The following is a 15,734-nucleotide window of genomic DNA, read 5'->3' as shown; positions in this document are numbered from 1 at the left end:
CGTTACCAGTCCTTAACTCAAATTATATAAAAATCGGTTTACTAAACCGATTTAATTACTTGATATATCCTATTAATACCTATACAATTATAGTTATTAATGAGGCTTAGTAAGTAATCGTTTTAGCGTTAGGTTCGGTAACGTTGATACGTAAGCAATATAAATGCTACCAACATTTATATTTGCTGTGCTTATCAAGTCTCTATTTTTTTAATTTAACAATTTATATTATATTCTTCTGCCGATATATTTGCAAGTAATATAAAGGTCACAAAAAAAGCTAATTCATAGTTTTTGGTCGCATATTTTTTACTCATAATGCGACCAAGTAGAAAATATATAAACCTCTCTCTTTTCATCATCAACCGTATAAACAACTCTATGCTGATGATTAATACGTCTTGAATAACGTCCTAAATGCTTTGGTTGTAACTTTTCAAAAGATTGACTAGGTTCATAAGGATCAATTTTTAAAGTTTCAACAACATTTAAAAATTGTTCTTTGAGGTGCGATTTGTTGATTTTTTTCAAATCACTTTTAGCTGAATTTTTAATCAAGACGCTGTAATAACTCATTACAAGTTACCCCAATCTAAATCTTCAATATTTGTATAACCACTATCATCCTTTTCACGTTTTCTCACTTTATCCATAGTGCCAGTTGATTCAAGAAACAACGTTTCTTGAATACTATTCCAATCTTTTTGACTTACAATAACTGCGTTATTTTCACTTTTAGAACCACTTATAATAACTGGCTCATGATTAACATTTACATGTTTTAATAATTCATAAAATTCTTTTCTGGCATTTGTAGGTGTTTTGATATTCATAAAATCACTTCCTTGATTAGTATACTTATATTATAACGTACGCTTTTACGTACGTCAAATGATATAGTGTTTCTCTTTAAAATTTGAATAAAAATACAAAGTGCTAACCTATGGTTATGGGTCAAAAGCCCGTCAAATCAACGATGTATATTTCATGAATAAAACCACCTTTTCGTTAAGTCATTAAAACGTTGATATAACAACATTTTGCCCGAAAAAGTGGTTTACATAATTAACGATTATGGGTAGTTGTTTTGTATAGTTTATTCATTTTATAAATTATATAAAGTGCTATAACTATAAATGATGATATAGTGATTATAGATACAGTTGATCCATATTGCCCACCTGTTATTAATTGATTAGAATTACTATACACATACTCCATTACACTTTGATTACTTTGCTTTGTAGTTATATCAAACAATTGTGTGATATCAAACAAAAAATGAATTACAATAGAAGACCATATCGTTTTATAATAAATTGTTAATAATCCATAACATAAGCCAGCAATAAAAATACCAATGCTAATTTGTATTATATTTTGCAAATCAAAATTGCCATTCATAATATGAACCACACTAAATAAAGCAGAACTTATTATTAAACCCCAATAAATATTAATACGTCTTTCGATATAACCTAATAAAAGTCCTCTAAAAAATAGCTCTTCAGCTATAGATGTACTCAGGGAAGTAATTATAATGACAGTGATAAAAATAGGAATATTACTGATATTACAACTTCTCCACACACCATTAGTTATAATAAAAAAGCCTGAATACATAATAATTAAGGCTATAATCCCTAAAAAAAACCATTCTCTTTTCAAATAAGGTTTTGTAATACGATAATCTGATAAATTTGTTCTAATTCCTTTTGTTATACAACAATAAACAAACAAAAATGTTAATATTAATATTAATAAATGAGAAAGTGTATATCCTAAATCTTCCATACCGATAAATGGAATTATACCAATTAAAGGGGCGAATCCATTTATTAAAGTCATTATAAATAATGCACTTAAACAATTAATAATTACTTTTAAAGCTTGCTTCAAGTTTTTTCCTCCTACAATTAAAAAACGAATCTATAAGTAAATACTAATAGACCGCCATTTTTATTATTAATCATTTTCAAATGTATATACACCTATAACTAAACCAGCTGGAATACCTATAAAAGGAGTAAAAATCATACTTAATATTATCATTGCTATAATCATTAAGAAAAATGACTTCGATTTGATTTTCATATTTAATAAATTATTCTTAAAACTTTCCAAAAATTCTTTGACTTTCATTTGACTCTCCTAAAATTCCATTTTTTTATATTGATAGATACCAATTATATAAAATACGCATATATATATCGCGAAAATAATTGTAATAATAAGGAAAATACTGTTGAAATTTTGAGATGTTAGATTTTCTTGATATCCATTAGGGAAGATATACTTTAGTGACTTTAAAAAAGGGGCTATTGAGCTAACAATAAAGAAAGCTAATACGCCTAATATAGTATATCCATTGGGAAGATTTATAGATAATAGAACTGCCAAAAATATACATATTATTTGTAAAAATAATACACCAAAAAATTCTATTATCACATATTGTAAATCTTCTGTAGTTTTAGGCCAAAATTCATTTGACGCTAAGTCCATTGAAGTAATATGAAAATAATACAAAAATAGAGAACTTAAGAATAATACAATCACAAATATAATATACAACGTAATTATTGAAAGCAATTTACTGTTAAAAATACCACTTCTGGACAAGTCTTTATAAAAATATAGTTGCCCTTTTTCTTTTTCTGAGTAGAACTTCAATCCAATGATATAGGTCAATATAATTAACGGTATGACTGCATTATTTTGTATTACAAAAACTGATGAGAAAAACTCTATAAAACTCAGCGAATTTTTTTCACCACTTATTTGCATGAAATTAGTATTAAAAAAAGCCACTATGAATAATATCAAAGGGAACAAACCAAAAAATAAATATAACCATGATACTTTCATTTTTAATAAATTTTGTAGTATAGGCTGAAATTTATTCATAATTATTGTCTCCTTTGAATTTTTGTTGGATTAAATCTTTCTTTTCTTTAATGCTCAATATCTTATATTCTTTTGTTAGATCAACCAGTAAGTCGGATAATATTCCATTTTTGTTATTAACTTCGATAATTCGTTTATTATTAGTACTAGCGATATCATTTCCATATTTTTCACGAAATATTTCTTTATGATTGAACTCAGCATCTAATTCTATTAAAGTTGTATTTTCCTTTTGGCTATCAAAATCTTCTTTTAATAACCCATTGTCTATAAAAAGGTATCTCGTACAAATTTCTTCTAACTCACTTAATTGATGACTAGAAATTATAATTGCTGTATCTTTTTTTTCAACCCATTTTTTTAATGTTTGAATTAATTTATCAACACCATTAGGATCCAAACCAACAAAAGGTTCATCTAATATTAGCAGTTTAGGTTGAGTAACTAAGCAAATAGCTAGAGATAATCTTTGTTTCATTCCAAAAGAGAAACTATTAGGATTCCTATCTTTTTTTTCCCAAAGATCTACTAATTTTAGTACTTCTTCAATATTATTATAATCTTCCTTTTTTCCATTTAACTTTATAAAAAATTTTAAATGCTCTATAGCTGATAAATGATTAAAAATTGAACCCTCTATCATAAAACCTACTTCTTTTAGAGAATTATTCTTTTTTAAAATACTTTTATCATTTATAAAAATATCCCCATCAGTAGGTTTTATAGCTTTAGCTATTAATTTCATCAAAGTTGTTTTTCCTGCTCCGTTTTTCCCTATCAAGCCTACTATTTCTCCAACATCCACGGAGAAATTTATATCTTTCAGTGAGTATATTTCATTTTTTTTTGAATTTTTTACTTACATTCTTTACTTGTATCATTTTCGCCCTTCTTTCTTTTTGATAAATCAATTAAGAATAGAATTACAAAATTCAATAAAAACACAAATATTAATTGATCTATATTTGCTAACTCAGTATTTATTTGTATAGAAACACTTCCGGTTTCTCTACTATTTTCTGAAACAAATTCAGGAAACTCTGGTCTAGATATAAAATATACACTAAAAATAAAATAGCAAATCGTTGTTATACCAGAATATATTAAATTATATTTCAAACGGTTTCTCTCTTTTCCCAAGATATTAACAATACCGTTAAGTAAAAGTGGAGAAATATAAGCTAAAATGATAAAGCCTAATAATCCTAATTATAAATTGTAAATCATTCCAAAAGAAAAAATAATAATATTACCTAAGAGTATAAACATTGTTTTTTTGTCATTTTAAACATCCCTTATATGAATTCTGACACAATTATATTATGTAACCAGTGGAATAATATGGACTCTTGTAACCCTAATTTATCGGCTATAATATACAATAAAATTCCAGAAGGAAATTTAAGTATAATATTTTCTATAAAATTACCGTTAAGATGTAATAATACACCAAATATCAAAGAACCTATTATAAAAGATTTTAATTTACTAAATTTACTTATAAGAATAGCAAAAAATATACCCCTAAAAAGATACTCTTCACAAGTTGCTACTATAAAAGGTTGTATAATATTTTCTAACTTAATCGACCAAAACAGAAAGACGGTAAATACAATAACTATGTATATTATGAAACGATAAAAATTGATTGATAAATATAAGATTTGAAACCAATGATTTTACCAATAATAATTTTAGGTAGTATTATAAATCCAATAATCATAAAAACAGCTGGAATAATGAGTTGCCAGTTTCCTAAATTTTGGATTGGCAAAAATAATACTAACAATCCTCCAAAATTTATTGATATACCAGCTAAAACAGTTAAAACCACTGTATGGTATACAAGCGGTCCCTTATTTCGTAATTAACGATAAATATGTCGTAAAAGGTGCGCAACCATTAGAAACATTTGAAGGTGCAATTAATACAGCGTGGAGCGAAATCAATACACAAAAGAAATTTGAAGATTTGTCTACTGATGACAATTCTGGTCACTGTTCAGACGGCAGTTGCTCTATCTCTTAGAGTATCCCAATAGTGCTTTAATGATTAAAATAATCATGCGTTGTAGGATAGAAATCGGTTTAATATCATAGTCTCAATTTGGCAAGAATAACTTGGATTACAAACAGCTTATTATAGGATAAGCATCATTCAGTTATCTCTTGTCATTTTTTATTTTTAGGTCTATTTTAAAGGGCAAAATCTTGAAACGCAGCGTTTTAAAGTTGCTTTCAAATTAAGTGAGTTCGTAATACGTTTCGTCATAAACTTCTATTCCATTGACTTTTAAAAGCGCTGTAAACACACCGTCACCGCTTTTTTTAGTTCCATCAAAAGCGCCAGAATAAATGGTGTTTAAGCCACAAGTGGGACTGTCAGACTTTAAAATTAAAGTGCGACAATTTAATGCTTTACATATATTTAATGCTATTTTTGCACCTCTTACATAATCTTCAGTGACGTCATTTCCATGTAAATCAATAATTTTGGCTTTTTGATGCAATACATCATGCCCATCTCCACCGACAATTTCCGCAGCTGCTCTTGGTATAGATAGTCCTGCTAAAATTTCGGGGCAAATCGTTCGTGCGATCCCTTTATCTACTAAGTTTTTAAGCGTTGTGTTTCCTCTGTTTCCTCCATCGTATCGCACGTTTTCACCAGCTAAACAGGCGCTTATTAAAATCATGGCAGCACCTCATTTTCGATCTTTTTTCTTTGTGTTTTTGTTGCTTTTTCTAATCAATAAAATTGTATTTACGATAAATATAACAGCGATGACGACAGTAAGTGGTAACATATGCATGTTTGAGATATTTATAACAATGAGGGCAATCATCAGTACTATATTGATGATGTGGTGAATGGATAATGTTTGATGCATATGTTTTTCTCCTTCCTCGAAAAATTGAATGACGGTTTAAATAAGTCGTGAATATTAAGGCATTTAAAAGTTTATTTTTAGGTTGTTTGTTACGCTTGATCACAATTAATAAGGTAGCCGTTTGTTGTCATTATAACATGAACCATATTACAAATATTTTGTATAAACAAATAAACAGTAACACAAAAAAATAACATTAACGAGAGTGTTTTAGAAAATTTTTATCAAAAATATAAACAAACAAACTTTACAACAATTTTATCATAATGAAACAAAAGTTGCGATAAATGATGTTATATTATGAATATCAGTTATTCAATCTTAAATGTGGGATGAAAAACATTTGAGGTGGTAAAGTGGAAAATAATCAAGGTAATAAACGCTATTCTATTAGAAAGTATTCTATTGGTGTTGTCTCTGTTTTAGCGGCTACAACGTTTTTTGTGAGTACGCATGATGCACAAGCAGCTGAACAAGTCACAAATGGAAATCATGTACCTGCGGCAGTGGTTCAAAAAGGTGAGCAATCAACCCCTAATGATGTTAACGGCGTAACAAAAAAAGAAATTCCTGCAGAAAAATTACAACCAGCAACAAATCAACAGCCAGATCAACAGCCAAATGTTAAACCAGCAGAATTAACGCAATCAAATGCAGCTAAGCCAACAGTTCAACCGGCACCTGAGCTAACTCCGGCTGAACAACAAGATCATACAAACACTCATCAAGGTCATATCGACAAGGTTGCCGACGCGTCACATGCAGCATCTTTAACAGATCGACAATCTAACAAAGAAATCCCTCTGACACCAATTGAACCAGCACATAATACTAAACCAGATGCAACAGCGACAGACAAAAATACAGAAGTTAATGACAATCACCCGGGAAATGATGACAACGCAACAAATGTGGTCACTAATAAGAACAACGACACCCAACATGCAACAGCCTCTAATCAAGCACCACGCGCACTTGTGCAAGATCAAGATAAATCTAATTCAGATATAACAACGCAAAATCAAGATCAGCAAACTGCACAAAACGTTCTACCTAAAACAGATGTTGATGCTCATAATAATGGAAAAGACAAACAACCAGCGACACAGGTTGATAATAAAAAAGCAAAATCAGACTTTAAAGATGTGACTCAGGCGTCCCCAGTTGATAAAAATGAAAATAAAGCTAAAGCTGTTCCTCAAAGTCGGCCAGTAGCACGCACTTCAACACCGGCGCCAGTAGCTGATGCGCAAAAACCGCATGCACCTCAAGTGGGTCAAGCCCAACATGTGAATAAGTATCCTATTGTTTTAGTTCATGGATTTTTAGGACTAGTCGGCGATAATACGATTCCATTTTTAATTCCAAATTATTGGGGCGGCAATAAATATAATGTGGTCAGTGATTTGAAAAATAAAGGCTACGATATTTATCAAGCAAGCGTTGGGGCTTTTGGTAGTAACTATGATCGCGCAGTAGAATTGTACTACTATATTAAAGGTGGACGCGTGGACTACGGTGCAGCGCATGCAGCAAAATATGGACATGAACGTTATGGTAAAACATACAAAGGCATTATGCCTGACTGGGCACCCGGTAAAAAAATTCATTTAATTGGTCATAGTATGGGTGGTCAAACAATCCGTTTAATGGAACAATTTTTAAGAAATGGTAACCAAGAAGAGATTGATTACTATAAAAAACATGGCGGCGAAATTTCTCCATTGTTCTTAGGTGGACAAGATAATATGATTGCATCAATTACAACGCTTGCCACACCACATAATGGTTCACAAGCTGCAGATAAAATAGCTAATACGGATATTGTAAGAAATATCATGTTTGCGTTGAACCGTTTTACAGGAAATAAAAACTCAACATTGGATTTAGGTTTGACACAATGGGGTCTTAAACAAAAACCAGGGGAAAGCCGTATTGATTATATTAAACGTGTGAGCAACAGTCGCATTTGGACAACAACAGACAATGCAGCGTATGATTTAACTCTTGAAGGGGCTGCTAAACTTAATGCGATGACAGATTTGAATCCAAATATCACTTATACTACATATACAGGTGTGGCTTCTCATCCGGGACCTCTTGGTAATGAAAATCCAAATACAAGCGTATTTCCGTTGATGGACATTACAAGCACAATTGTAGGTCATGATGCAAATGTAGAATGGCGTAAAAATGATGGTGTTGTGCCAGTTATTTCTTCACTTCATCCAACAAACCAAGCGTATGTAGATATTTCAACAGACGATCCGGGTACAAGAAAAGGGATTTGGCAAGTGAGACCTGTTATGCAAGGCTGGGATCATACAGACTTTATTGGTAATGATGTATTTGACTTCAAACGCACAGGTGCAGAGTTAGCGAACTTCTATATGGGAATCGTAAATAACCTGTTAGGTGTCGAAGCATTAGACGGTAAATCATCATAAAGAAAATTTTATTTAGATGATGCGCATCAATTGTTTTCTTAAGCACTAGGTGTAAAGTGAAACGGAGGGCCCTTGTAAGAGGGAAGGATGTCTCACTTCTCAATGAAAAAGTATGTTAATCCAATTTGGTGTTTAAAAAGCAACGAGGCGCGAAGCTTTTTTTACAAAGCATTTAGCTAAAGATTTGGAGGCGACTTTCTATATGAAATAGAAGGTGCCTCCACTTTCTTTTTTGACGGCTATTTTTAAAAACTTAGTCCTGTTGTTCTTCAAAGTGGGTCTCGATGAAGGCGGCTTTTGATGTTTTGTTTTGCCATTCATCGACTAAATAACCTTCTAAATGACCGTAAAATCGGCCGTCCACTTCTAAATATGCGCCATCTTCAGATTCTTGACCATATACACCTACATCATGATGGGCTTGTTTAAAATAATCAATAAGATAAGCTTTCATTTCTTCAAATGCGTTAATATAAGACTCTACCTCATCATTATCGATAACATATGCCCCCACTCTCGTTTGACCTGATACACGACCGTGGACATCTGATATGACTTCTATTGGGTTCCACACGGCTATAATGTCACCCCCATCGGATGTGAAAGTATATCGACTGAGAATATATTGACTTTCCTGCCAATACACTTCTTGATATTTAGGAAGGTCATTGTAGTCTAAATAGTAATTTTCAAAAGTGACCTCATCTAAAACTTCTTTATCCACTTTGATGCCCTCTACTGAATGAAGCCACGATTTAACATCCGCTTCAGTTTCAAACAATCCGACTACTTGCTTAGTATTAAATTGATGTAATTCTAATAAATACATAAACATGTCTCCTTTATCCGTTATTGTCATATAGGAAAGAAATGAGTGCGTGCGATTTGTCTTATTTCAAAGGAATTTTTTACATAAAAGTGGCTTATAAATTGATCATATTTTATTTTAAAGATACATGCCCTCGATAGGATTGTCCAATAAAGTGATAAGAAACATGTAGGGGGTGTAAAAGTAAGGATGTACATAGAATAACGGAGTGACATTTTAAGAATACAATTAAAAAATAGGGTGATTCATACGTGTTTATAGGGTGTGTAAAGCGGCTTTCATATTGAAGGTGTGTGGTTTTAGCCATAGACTTAAAGTAATGAATGAAAAACAATTGAAGAAGGTATGAATATGTACAATGAAGTTCGTAGTCAATTACGCTTAAGTCTCGCATGGTTGACGCTCTTTTTAGTGGGTACCGATTTATTCGTGGTATCACCGTTACTCCCGAATATGCTTCGTGAATTTAATATATCTGCACAACAAGCCAGTTGGATTGTTACCTCGTTCGCCGTTATGTATGCGGTTATGGCACCGCTATTTGGTGTTTTAGCCGATCGATGGGGCAAAAAGAAAAATATCGTTATCGGGCTTATTTTATTCTCTTTTGCGAATGGGCTTACTTTTATCGCAAGTTCGTATTTTGTGCTCGTTTTAAGTCGTGTCTGGGCAGGTGGGGCTGCAGCTATGATTACTTCTTCTGTTTTTGCACTTACAGGTGATTTAGCGCCTAAAAATAAAAACGGCTTATATCTTTCTATAGCGACTTCTGGTTTTCTAACAGAGATATGGGTGGGTGCACCTATAGGGAATTTAATTGGCAACATTACGAACTGGCGAACCGTATTTATTATTTTAGCAATAGGGACATTGGCATTAAGTGCTCTAAATGGCTTTGCTTTACCAGGGCATATGCGTGCGCAATCACATCGGTCACTGCATTTCGAGCAATTTAAAGGTATGATTCGTGATGTACTTGTTACTACGTTTTGGGCTTTAGCTGTCTATGGTGTCTATACATTTCTCGGTGAAATTTTTAAAAGCGAGACAGGTTTGTCTAGCCTCATGACGAGTGTTGCCTTTACATTTTACGGAATAGGCGCCTTAATCGGAAGTGTTTCTGGGGGATGGTTTTCAGATCGTCTGGGTAATAATCGCGTTATCAAGATAGGCATGACCGGTTTAGCTATACTACTTGTTGTTGTAGGATTGACCGTTACACATCCCTTAATATTATTTCCGTCTCTCACGTTATGGGCTTTCAGTGGTTACTTGTTTTTCTCAGCGTATCAATCGTTTATCTCGAAACGGAATGCTACTTTTTCGGGAAGTATTATGGCGTGGAATCAGACTGCGATGTATGTAGGAATTACTTTAGGGGCATGGATTGGTGGAGGATTAATAGCCCATCATCTTATTCTCTTATTGTTTGTCTCATGTGCAACTTCTGCTTTAATCGGATTAATATGGTATCGCTTCAAAGTTGTGTCATAAATACAAAAACCAATCTTGTAGAGGACAATCTCTAAGATTGGTTTTTATTTTTAAGAGATCGGGGTGGATGATTGATCCAGTTTTGTAGAAGAATAGCGTGATTGTGCTCGGTATCTTTGGCTGCATAAAGTAATACCACATGCTCATTTTGACATACGATTTCCTGTAATTCTGCAAATGCGGCGCGTTGTTCATCCAGTGTTTGGAGTTCTTTTAAATATTGATCTTTAAATGTGGCAAAACGTTCAGGATCATGATGAAACCATTTTCTTAATTGAGAGGTCGGACCAATCTCTTTTAACCAATAATCTAAATTTGCATCTGCTTTAGAAATCCCTCTTGGCCATACACGGTCGACTAACACACGGACAGCGTTATTTTCTTGCGCTTTTGTATAGATACGTTCAATCTTAACAGTCACGAGAATCCTCCTTTTGAAATGTTGAAAGGCCATGGGCAGAAAGCAAGATACATTCTACCCGAATCACTTCTTGAGTACATTAGAATATTTGCGAGTGTTATACAATAATTTCGTTTGTTTCATATGGTGTTTTGAGTAATACAAGGATACCTTCGATAATACCAATTAGGCCGGGTATGCCTGTCCAAGAAAATAGAGCATATAAGATCCCGAGTCCGATTTTATGCGAATAGAATTTGTGAACGCCTAAACCTCCTAGAACAATCGCGAGTATAGCGTAAATCCATTTATTGACTTTCATTGTTTTATCACCTCATTGTAATTATACAACAAAATGTGAATAGATTTGTGAGATGACTATTTCGTGCAATATAAAACTACAATAAATAATGCATTATTTTAAATAGTTGATTTAAAGAATAAAATTGTTTTCCATTGCTATTATACATTTTTAAGTTCTAGTTAATATTCAGTTAATATGATTTATTTCTTTAGTATATTAAAGTTAAGCAGTAATGATTTTTTCTAGTAGAGAGGTTAAAGATGTTAAAGGAAAATTATAAATTAAGAAAAATGAAGATCGGTTTAGTTTCTACAGCAGCGGCAGCAATTTTTGTGATTTCAAATGGTACAGCGGAAGCTTCAGAAGATACAACGGCTCAAGAAGCATCAGCCGTCTCTGTTGATGAGAAACAAGTGAATGACAATCAACAAGTGGAAGAAAATACTGAATCAGAACAAGCGGAAAATGAAAGTTTTATCCATTTAGATGAAGTGCGCCCGGGCGACACACAAGTTTCAGGCTACACACAACCTAACAAAGCAATTTCACTTAAAATTGATAATAAAGATGTTGTTAATCTTGAAGATGAATTTAAAGAAGTGGTGTCTGATGAGAACGGGAAATTTACGTATGATTTAAATGGGCGAAAAATCGTTTATAACCAAAAAGTAGATGTTGAAGCAACAGAACCTCTAGACTTAGATGCTTTAGAAGATGATGAAGAAGCATTGGAAGCTTCTGATGAAGAAACAACAGCGGTGCCTCAGGAAGCAGAGCAAGATACTACAACACACGCGGTAGATTCAGAAGAAAAAGAAGAGGTAACAGCAGGAAATCACGAAGAAAGTGATTTATCACTAGAAGGATTACTATGTAGATGCTGAAGGCGAAGGTCCTAAAGCTTCGTATACAACACCTAGATATGAAAAAGCATACGAAATTCCAGAAACACGTATTCCTCAAATTAACGGTCGACACCAAGTCTGGATTGAACCTATTTTAGAAGGTACAGGTGTGGTTAAAGGGCATACGTCAGTTAAGGGCAAAGTTGCACTTGCGATTAACGGCAAGTTTATTAATTTAGGGGATTCAACTTCAACGCTTGAACAATTGAGTAAAGAAGCGTATGAAACACGTTACGACGGCGTTTGGAAATTTATTGATCCTAAAGGCTTTTTTGAATTCGAATTCAATCGTCTTTTCGATAAATCTTATTCATTGAAAAAAGGGGACCTCGTGTCACTTTCTTTTAAATCAGATAATGAACAAGACACAATGCCTTCATTTGTGTTTAATGTTTTAACAGAGCCATTTGAAGCGGTTGAAAAAGCTCATACATTATTTGATCATAATGCGATTGAACCTGTAAAAGAATTAAAAGATGTAGATGAAGCGATTGAAATTAATGACATTTTTGGAGATGTTATTGAAACAGCGATTCGTGGTGAAGACAAGTTAATCTTAGAAGGCACAAAAGAGATGACAGGTCGTAAGAAATATGCAAATGCGCTTATTCGAATTGATTCAAACTTAGGCGAATACAGACACTTCCCGACGCTTCAAGCAGATCAAGAAGGTAAGTTTACTTTCAATATTAAAGAAGCGGGCTATCGTATGTACAATGGTGAAACATTGACATTAACTGTAGTAGACCCAACGACACAAAAAGCGTTAGCTGAAATTCAAAAATATATTGAACCTGTTGATATTGATGAAATCATGGATGATGAAGTATTTGATGACTATTCAGATGAAGACGACGATATTTTTGAAATTCGCAGTTTTAAACCGGCTAACGAAGTCGTGGCACCTAAAGTAGAAGAAGCAACAAAGCAGCACGAAGAAGCACAACAAGAAGAAGTGAAACAAGATACGCAAGCTGCAGTACAACATGAAACGACAAAAGAAACTGATAAAAGTGACGCAAGCCCAGCTGTTAAAGCGGAACAAAAGCGTGATGCCTCTGAACAACACCAAGCAAGCGCTGAAACACCTAAAATGACGCAAGCGACTTCAGTTACAAAAACAACAATGCCTGAAAACGTGACACCTGTGTCCGTACAAGGTCAAGGTGAGCACAAACAAGCGGCAGATGCATCGGTATCTACAGCGCCTGAGTATACACAAGGTATGGAAGACATGGTTCCTTACAGCCAGCATTTAGCAACATTAAAGTTAGTCCATCATGAAAAAGGAAGTATGGGCCATGTGAACGGTTTACAACTTCAATCTACAATGCCAACAACACCTGTTGATTATTTAGTTAAACCACATATAGACAAGGCTGAGCCTAAATCTGTATCTGTATTACCAGAGACAGGTCAAGAAAAGGCGCCTACATTATGGTCTCTATTATTAATCGCTTCAGGCTTATCATTATTGGTATACAAACGACGCAAGCAACAAAAACATACACGTTAATCACAGAGTAGCAACTTAACGGGAAGATATAAGTCTTTATTAAAGCTTTGTGTATGAAAGCGGGACAATGGAATCAAATTGATTTCTGTCTCGCTTTCATTGTTTTTGGAAAGAAGTGTTAAAAAAGATAACGGCATATTGTATATTTGGTTTTATTTGATATATTTATAATTGTATAGCGCACCGCTTATAAAGTGAGGTATCAGAATGAAAAAATTAATTACAACATGTATAACATTATTAGTCATTTTAACAGGATGCAGTGAGGACAATCATCAAAAGGAAGAAAAAGCAAACAAAGCCGAGCCTCAAACTTCTGAACCGGCTACGCAAGAAAAAGAGACGACAACAGATCAACAACAATCGAGTAAGAAAGAAGTACCAAAAGATAAGAAAGAAGTTGCACAATCATTAAGCGAAAGTGACAAGGAACATCATGAAAAAGTTCAACAAGAAAAGAAAGATGAAACGAAACCCCAATCGGAACCGAAGCCGTCTGACTTAGACCGGGTTGATCTTAAAACGAAAATTGCGCTCGCATTCTTTGTGGAAGATGCGGCCCGCTATACAATCACAGCAACAGAAATCAATCAAGGAACGTATGAACATGTGGGAGCAGCTGGAACGGAATCAAGAACTGTAAATCATTTACAAGTGACGCCTACCATTCAAGTGCCCAATGCACCTGAAGGCATGCAGTTTTATATGGTGTCGCCACCTAAAGGGAATTTTGTGACGATTGTTGGTGTAAGTCCAAATACTTTATTTATTGGCGGCACACAAAGTGCATTCATCGATTATCAAATGTTATTAAGTTCAGGTAAAGCAATGCCGCTGCTTCCGTTATATGAAGCACATCATAATGACCCACGTTTACACAACATTACGACAAAGATGTCAATCAGCCAGTGAGAAATCAGATGAGCCGTTATGCGTTAAAAATGAAACGTCTGCACGATGATGTGACGTATTACTTCCTTATTATAATAAGTTCATCTTATTCAATGACGCATAAGTTAAATGTAATTTTAAAATAATAAATTAAATATTATTAAAGGAAATCATAAAATGTCAAGTAATTGTCGTTTTATGGTTCTTTTTTTATAAACATTTAAATCGATAATGATTATCATTGTTGACAATTTAAAAAGAAGAGAGTAGGATATTTTTAAATCGTTATGATTACGATTTGTAACAAAGCATATTTATTTTAAAAGGAGATTGAATACATTTGGAAATCGTTCATTTTTCGAAATTTAATCCATCTGGAAATATGACAGTATTGGTAGATTCTACTCATGATCCTTCAGAATATGCGGGTATAGCGCAGCAATTAATGCAAACATCACACGTGGGGTGTGAACAAGTTGGGTTTATTGTTGATGCCAAAGGTGATATTCCACATCAACTTGTTATGAGCGGACAAGAATTTTGTGGTAATGGCACTTTGTCATTTATTCATTATTTGAAAACGCGAGATCTATTACCTTCTTCTTCATTTGAACTTCAAGTTTCAGGTTTGAGCGAACCGACGAAGTGTGCTTTTTATGAAGAGACAGGACAATATGAAGTCGCGTTACCTGGACCGACGGAAATACTTGAGAAACAATATACGATTGATGACGTTATTTTTGATGGTTTAGAAATTCAATATGATACATATCAACATTTTGTCTGTCCGATTTCAGTATGGTCAGATCGTTTGGCAATATCAGTTGAAAAATTTGTGCGTCAACATCAATGGCCGGAGCATTTCACTGCAATCGGTATTATGCTATATGAAGCACATCAACGACGTTTGCATCCACTGATATACATACCTCAAGTTGACAGTATCATTTGGGAGCAGAGCTGTGGTTCTGGAACAGGTTCAGTGGGCGTTTATGAAGCATATCGCCGACACAGTTCACATATTGAAGAGGAGATTTTGCAGCCAGGTGGCGCATTATCTGTTTCAACTCGTCGACAAGATGAGGGCTATGAAATTTCCATAAAGGGTCATGTTTCTACAGTTGCAACGGGATTAGCATACTTAGAATAAG

General features: G+C 33.5%; 20 protein-coding genes and 1 pseudogene. 7 read left to right on the top strand and 14 right to left on the bottom strand.

The window, feature by feature from the left end; translation table 11 throughout:
- Positions 1-309: 309 nt before the first annotated feature.
- The 9 genes and pseudogenes from MUA40_RS11685 to MUA40_RS11645 all read right to left on the bottom strand — a co-directional run bounded on the left by MUA40_RS11685 (position 310) and on the right by MUA40_RS11645 (position 4,696).
- Positions 310-576 carry a Txe/YoeB family addiction module toxin gene (locus tag MUA40_RS11685; protein ID WP_016425657.1) on the bottom strand — a complete coding sequence of 89 codons (267 nt, stop codon included), beginning with the start codon at positions 574-576 and terminating at the stop codon, positions 310-312.
- The gene (locus MUA40_RS11680) at positions 576-833 is read right to left on the bottom strand and encodes a type II toxin-antitoxin system Phd/YefM family antitoxin (protein ID WP_016425656.1); all 258 of its coding nucleotides are present in this window, start codon (positions 831-833) and stop codon (positions 576-578) included. Before MUA40_RS11680 ends, MUA40_RS11685 begins: the two co-directional genes overlap by 1 nt.
- Before the next feature lie 232 nt (positions 834-1,065).
- Positions 1,066-1,899 carry a CPBP family intramembrane glutamic endopeptidase gene (locus MUA40_RS11675; protein WP_016425655.1) on the bottom strand — a complete coding sequence of 278 codons (834 nt, stop codon included), beginning with the start codon at positions 1,897-1,899 and terminating at the stop codon, positions 1,066-1,068.
- A gap of 66 nt (positions 1,900-1,965) precedes the next feature.
- Entirely contained in the window at positions 1,966-2,142 is a 177-nt protein-coding gene (locus tag MUA40_RS11670; protein WP_016425654.1) for a VraH family peptide resistance protein, read from the bottom strand.
- 9 nt (positions 2,143-2,151) lie between these two features.
- Positions 2,152-2,907: a hypothetical protein gene (locus tag MUA40_RS11665; RefSeq protein ID WP_016425653.1), complete on the bottom strand. Its 756-nt coding sequence runs from the start codon at positions 2,905-2,907 to the stop codon at positions 2,152-2,154.
- A complete protein-coding gene (locus MUA40_RS11660) occupies positions 2,900-3,712 on the bottom strand; it encodes an ABC transporter ATP-binding protein (protein ID WP_231371814.1) in 813 nt (270 codons plus the stop codon). The genes MUA40_RS11665 and MUA40_RS11660 overlap by 8 nt, the downstream gene beginning before the upstream one ends.
- Positions 3,713-3,762: 50 nt before the next feature.
- Positions 3,763-4,101, bottom strand: a pseudogene (locus MUA40_RS11655) (Msa family membrane protein); the annotation flags it as partial.
- 101 nt (positions 4,102-4,202) lie between these two features.
- Entirely contained in the window at positions 4,203-4,427 is a 225-nt protein-coding gene (locus tag MUA40_RS11650) for a hypothetical protein (protein WP_323368676.1), read from the bottom strand.
- A gap of 107 nt (positions 4,428-4,534) precedes the next feature.
- Positions 4,535-4,696: a hypothetical protein gene (locus MUA40_RS11645; protein ID WP_228446226.1), complete on the bottom strand. Its 162-nt coding sequence runs from the start codon at positions 4,694-4,696 to the stop codon at positions 4,535-4,537.
- Positions 4,697-4,710: 14 nt separating this feature from the next.
- Here MUA40_RS11645 and MUA40_RS11640 point away from each other — a divergent pair, with 14 nt between their 5' ends.
- Positions 4,711-4,935 (top strand): hypothetical protein, encoded by a 225-nt coding sequence (locus MUA40_RS11640; RefSeq protein ID WP_167512896.1) that lies wholly within the window; start codon positions 4,711-4,713, stop codon positions 4,933-4,935.
- Between the two features lie 214 nt (positions 4,936-5,149).
- Here the strand turns inward: MUA40_RS11640 and MUA40_RS11635 are convergent, their stop codons facing one another.
- Complete coding sequence (locus tag MUA40_RS11635; protein WP_016425650.1) at positions 5,150-5,602, bottom strand: 2-thiouracil desulfurase family protein; 453 nt, start codon at positions 5,600-5,602, stop codon at positions 5,150-5,152.
- Positions 5,603-5,611: 9 nt separating this feature from the next.
- Positions 5,612-5,797, bottom strand: a complete 186-nt coding sequence (locus tag MUA40_RS11630) for a hypothetical protein (protein ID WP_016425649.1) — start codon at positions 5,795-5,797, stop codon at positions 5,612-5,614.
- Between the two features lie 356 nt (positions 5,798-6,153).
- Between MUA40_RS11630 and lip the strand changes: the two genes are divergently transcribed.
- Positions 6,154-8,244, top strand: a complete 2,091-nt coding sequence (lip, locus tag MUA40_RS11625) for a YSIRK-targeted triacylglycerol lipase (protein WP_126496491.1) — start codon at positions 6,154-6,156, stop codon at positions 8,242-8,244.
- A gap of 253 nt (positions 8,245-8,497) precedes the next feature.
- Here the strand turns inward: lip and MUA40_RS11620 are convergent, their stop codons facing one another.
- Positions 8,498-9,073, bottom strand: coding sequence for a hypothetical protein (locus MUA40_RS11620; RefSeq protein ID WP_167732963.1), 576 nt, complete (start codon positions 9,071-9,073; stop codon positions 8,498-8,500).
- A 351-nt stretch (positions 9,074-9,424) separates the two neighbouring features.
- Here MUA40_RS11620 and MUA40_RS11615 point away from each other — a divergent pair, with 351 nt between their 5' ends.
- A complete protein-coding gene (locus MUA40_RS11615) occupies positions 9,425-10,567 on the top strand; it encodes an MFS transporter (protein WP_016425646.1) in 1,143 nt (380 codons plus the stop codon).
- A 31-nt stretch (positions 10,568-10,598) separates the two neighbouring features.
- On the opposite strand, the gene MUA40_RS11610 is transcribed toward MUA40_RS11615, so the two are convergent.
- Positions 10,599-10,988 carry a DUF488 domain-containing protein gene (locus MUA40_RS11610; RefSeq protein ID WP_016425645.1) on the bottom strand — a complete coding sequence of 130 codons (390 nt, stop codon included), beginning with the start codon at positions 10,986-10,988 and terminating at the stop codon, positions 10,599-10,601.
- 97 nt (positions 10,989-11,085) lie between these two features.
- Positions 11,086-11,289, bottom strand: a complete 204-nt coding sequence (locus tag MUA40_RS11605) for a TM2 domain-containing protein (RefSeq protein ID WP_262569610.1) — start codon at positions 11,287-11,289, stop codon at positions 11,086-11,088.
- Positions 11,290-11,531: 242 nt separating this feature from the next.
- Between MUA40_RS11605 and MUA40_RS11600 the strand changes: the two genes are divergently transcribed.
- The 4 genes from MUA40_RS11600 (at position 11,532) to cntK (ending at position 15,733) form a co-directional block, all read left to right on the top strand.
- Positions 11,532-12,155, top strand: a complete 624-nt coding sequence (locus tag MUA40_RS11600) for a hypothetical protein (protein ID WP_194369068.1) — start codon at positions 11,532-11,534, stop codon at positions 12,153-12,155.
- A gap of 130 nt (positions 12,156-12,285) precedes the next feature.
- Positions 12,286-13,692 (top strand): LPXTG cell wall anchor domain-containing protein, encoded by a 1,407-nt coding sequence (locus tag MUA40_RS11595; RefSeq protein WP_262569608.1) that lies wholly within the window; start codon positions 12,286-12,288, stop codon positions 13,690-13,692.
- A gap of 207 nt (positions 13,693-13,899) precedes the next feature.
- On the top strand, positions 13,900-14,604 hold the full coding sequence (locus MUA40_RS11590) for a hypothetical protein (protein WP_016425642.1): 705 nt from the start codon (positions 13,900-13,902) through the stop codon (positions 14,602-14,604).
- 319 nt (positions 14,605-14,923) lie between these two features.
- Positions 14,924-15,733, top strand: a complete 810-nt coding sequence (gene cntK, locus MUA40_RS11585) for a histidine racemase CntK (protein WP_016425641.1) — start codon at positions 14,924-14,926, stop codon at positions 15,731-15,733.
- Position 15,734: the final 1 nt, after the last annotated feature.

Origin of the sequence: Staphylococcus schleiferi (genome assembly GCF_025558325.1) — a bacterium.
GTDB lineage: Bacteria > Bacillota > Bacilli > Staphylococcales > Staphylococcaceae > Staphylococcus > Staphylococcus schleiferi.
Note: the sequence above shows the minus strand (reverse complement) of the source record. Positions and strands in the feature narration are given on the sequence as shown.

Excerpts from the sequence above, each read along its gene's own strand:
- MUA40_RS11630 (WP_016425649.1), bottom strand. The coding sequence starts at position 5,797 with ATGCATCAAACATTATCCATTCACCACATCATCAATATAGTACTGATG.
- MUA40_RS11615 (WP_016425646.1), top strand. The coding sequence starts at position 9,425 with ATGTACAATGAAGTTCGTAGTCAATTACGCTTAAGTCTCGCATGGTTG.
- MUA40_RS11670 (WP_016425654.1), bottom strand. The coding sequence starts at position 2,142 with ATGAAAGTCAAAGAATTTTTGGAAAGTTTTAAGAATAATTTATTAAAT.
- MUA40_RS11600 (WP_194369068.1), top strand. The coding sequence starts at position 11,532 with ATGTTAAAGGAAAATTATAAATTAAGAAAAATGAAGATCGGTTTAGTT.
- MUA40_RS11665 (WP_016425653.1), bottom strand. The coding sequence starts at position 2,907 with ATGAATAAATTTCAGCCTATACTACAAAATTTATTAAAAATGAAAGTA.
- MUA40_RS11590 (WP_016425642.1), top strand. The coding sequence starts at position 13,900 with ATGAAAAAATTAATTACAACATGTATAACATTATTAGTCATTTTAACA.
- MUA40_RS11685 (WP_016425657.1), bottom strand. The coding sequence starts at position 576 with ATGAGTTATTACAGCGTCTTGATTAAAAATTCAGCTAAAAGTGATTTG.
- MUA40_RS11680 (WP_016425656.1), bottom strand. The coding sequence starts at position 833 with ATGAATATCAAAACACCTACAAATGCCAGAAAAGAATTTTATGAATTA.
- MUA40_RS11635 (WP_016425650.1), bottom strand. The coding sequence starts at position 5,602 with ATGATTTTAATAAGCGCCTGTTTAGCTGGTGAAAACGTGCGATACGAT.
- MUA40_RS11620 (WP_167732963.1), bottom strand. The coding sequence starts at position 9,073 with ATGTATTTATTAGAATTACATCAATTTAATACTAAGCAAGTAGTCGGA.
- MUA40_RS11605 (WP_262569610.1), bottom strand. The coding sequence starts at position 11,289 with ATGAAAGTCAATAAATGGATTTACGCTATACTCGCGATTGTTCTAGGA.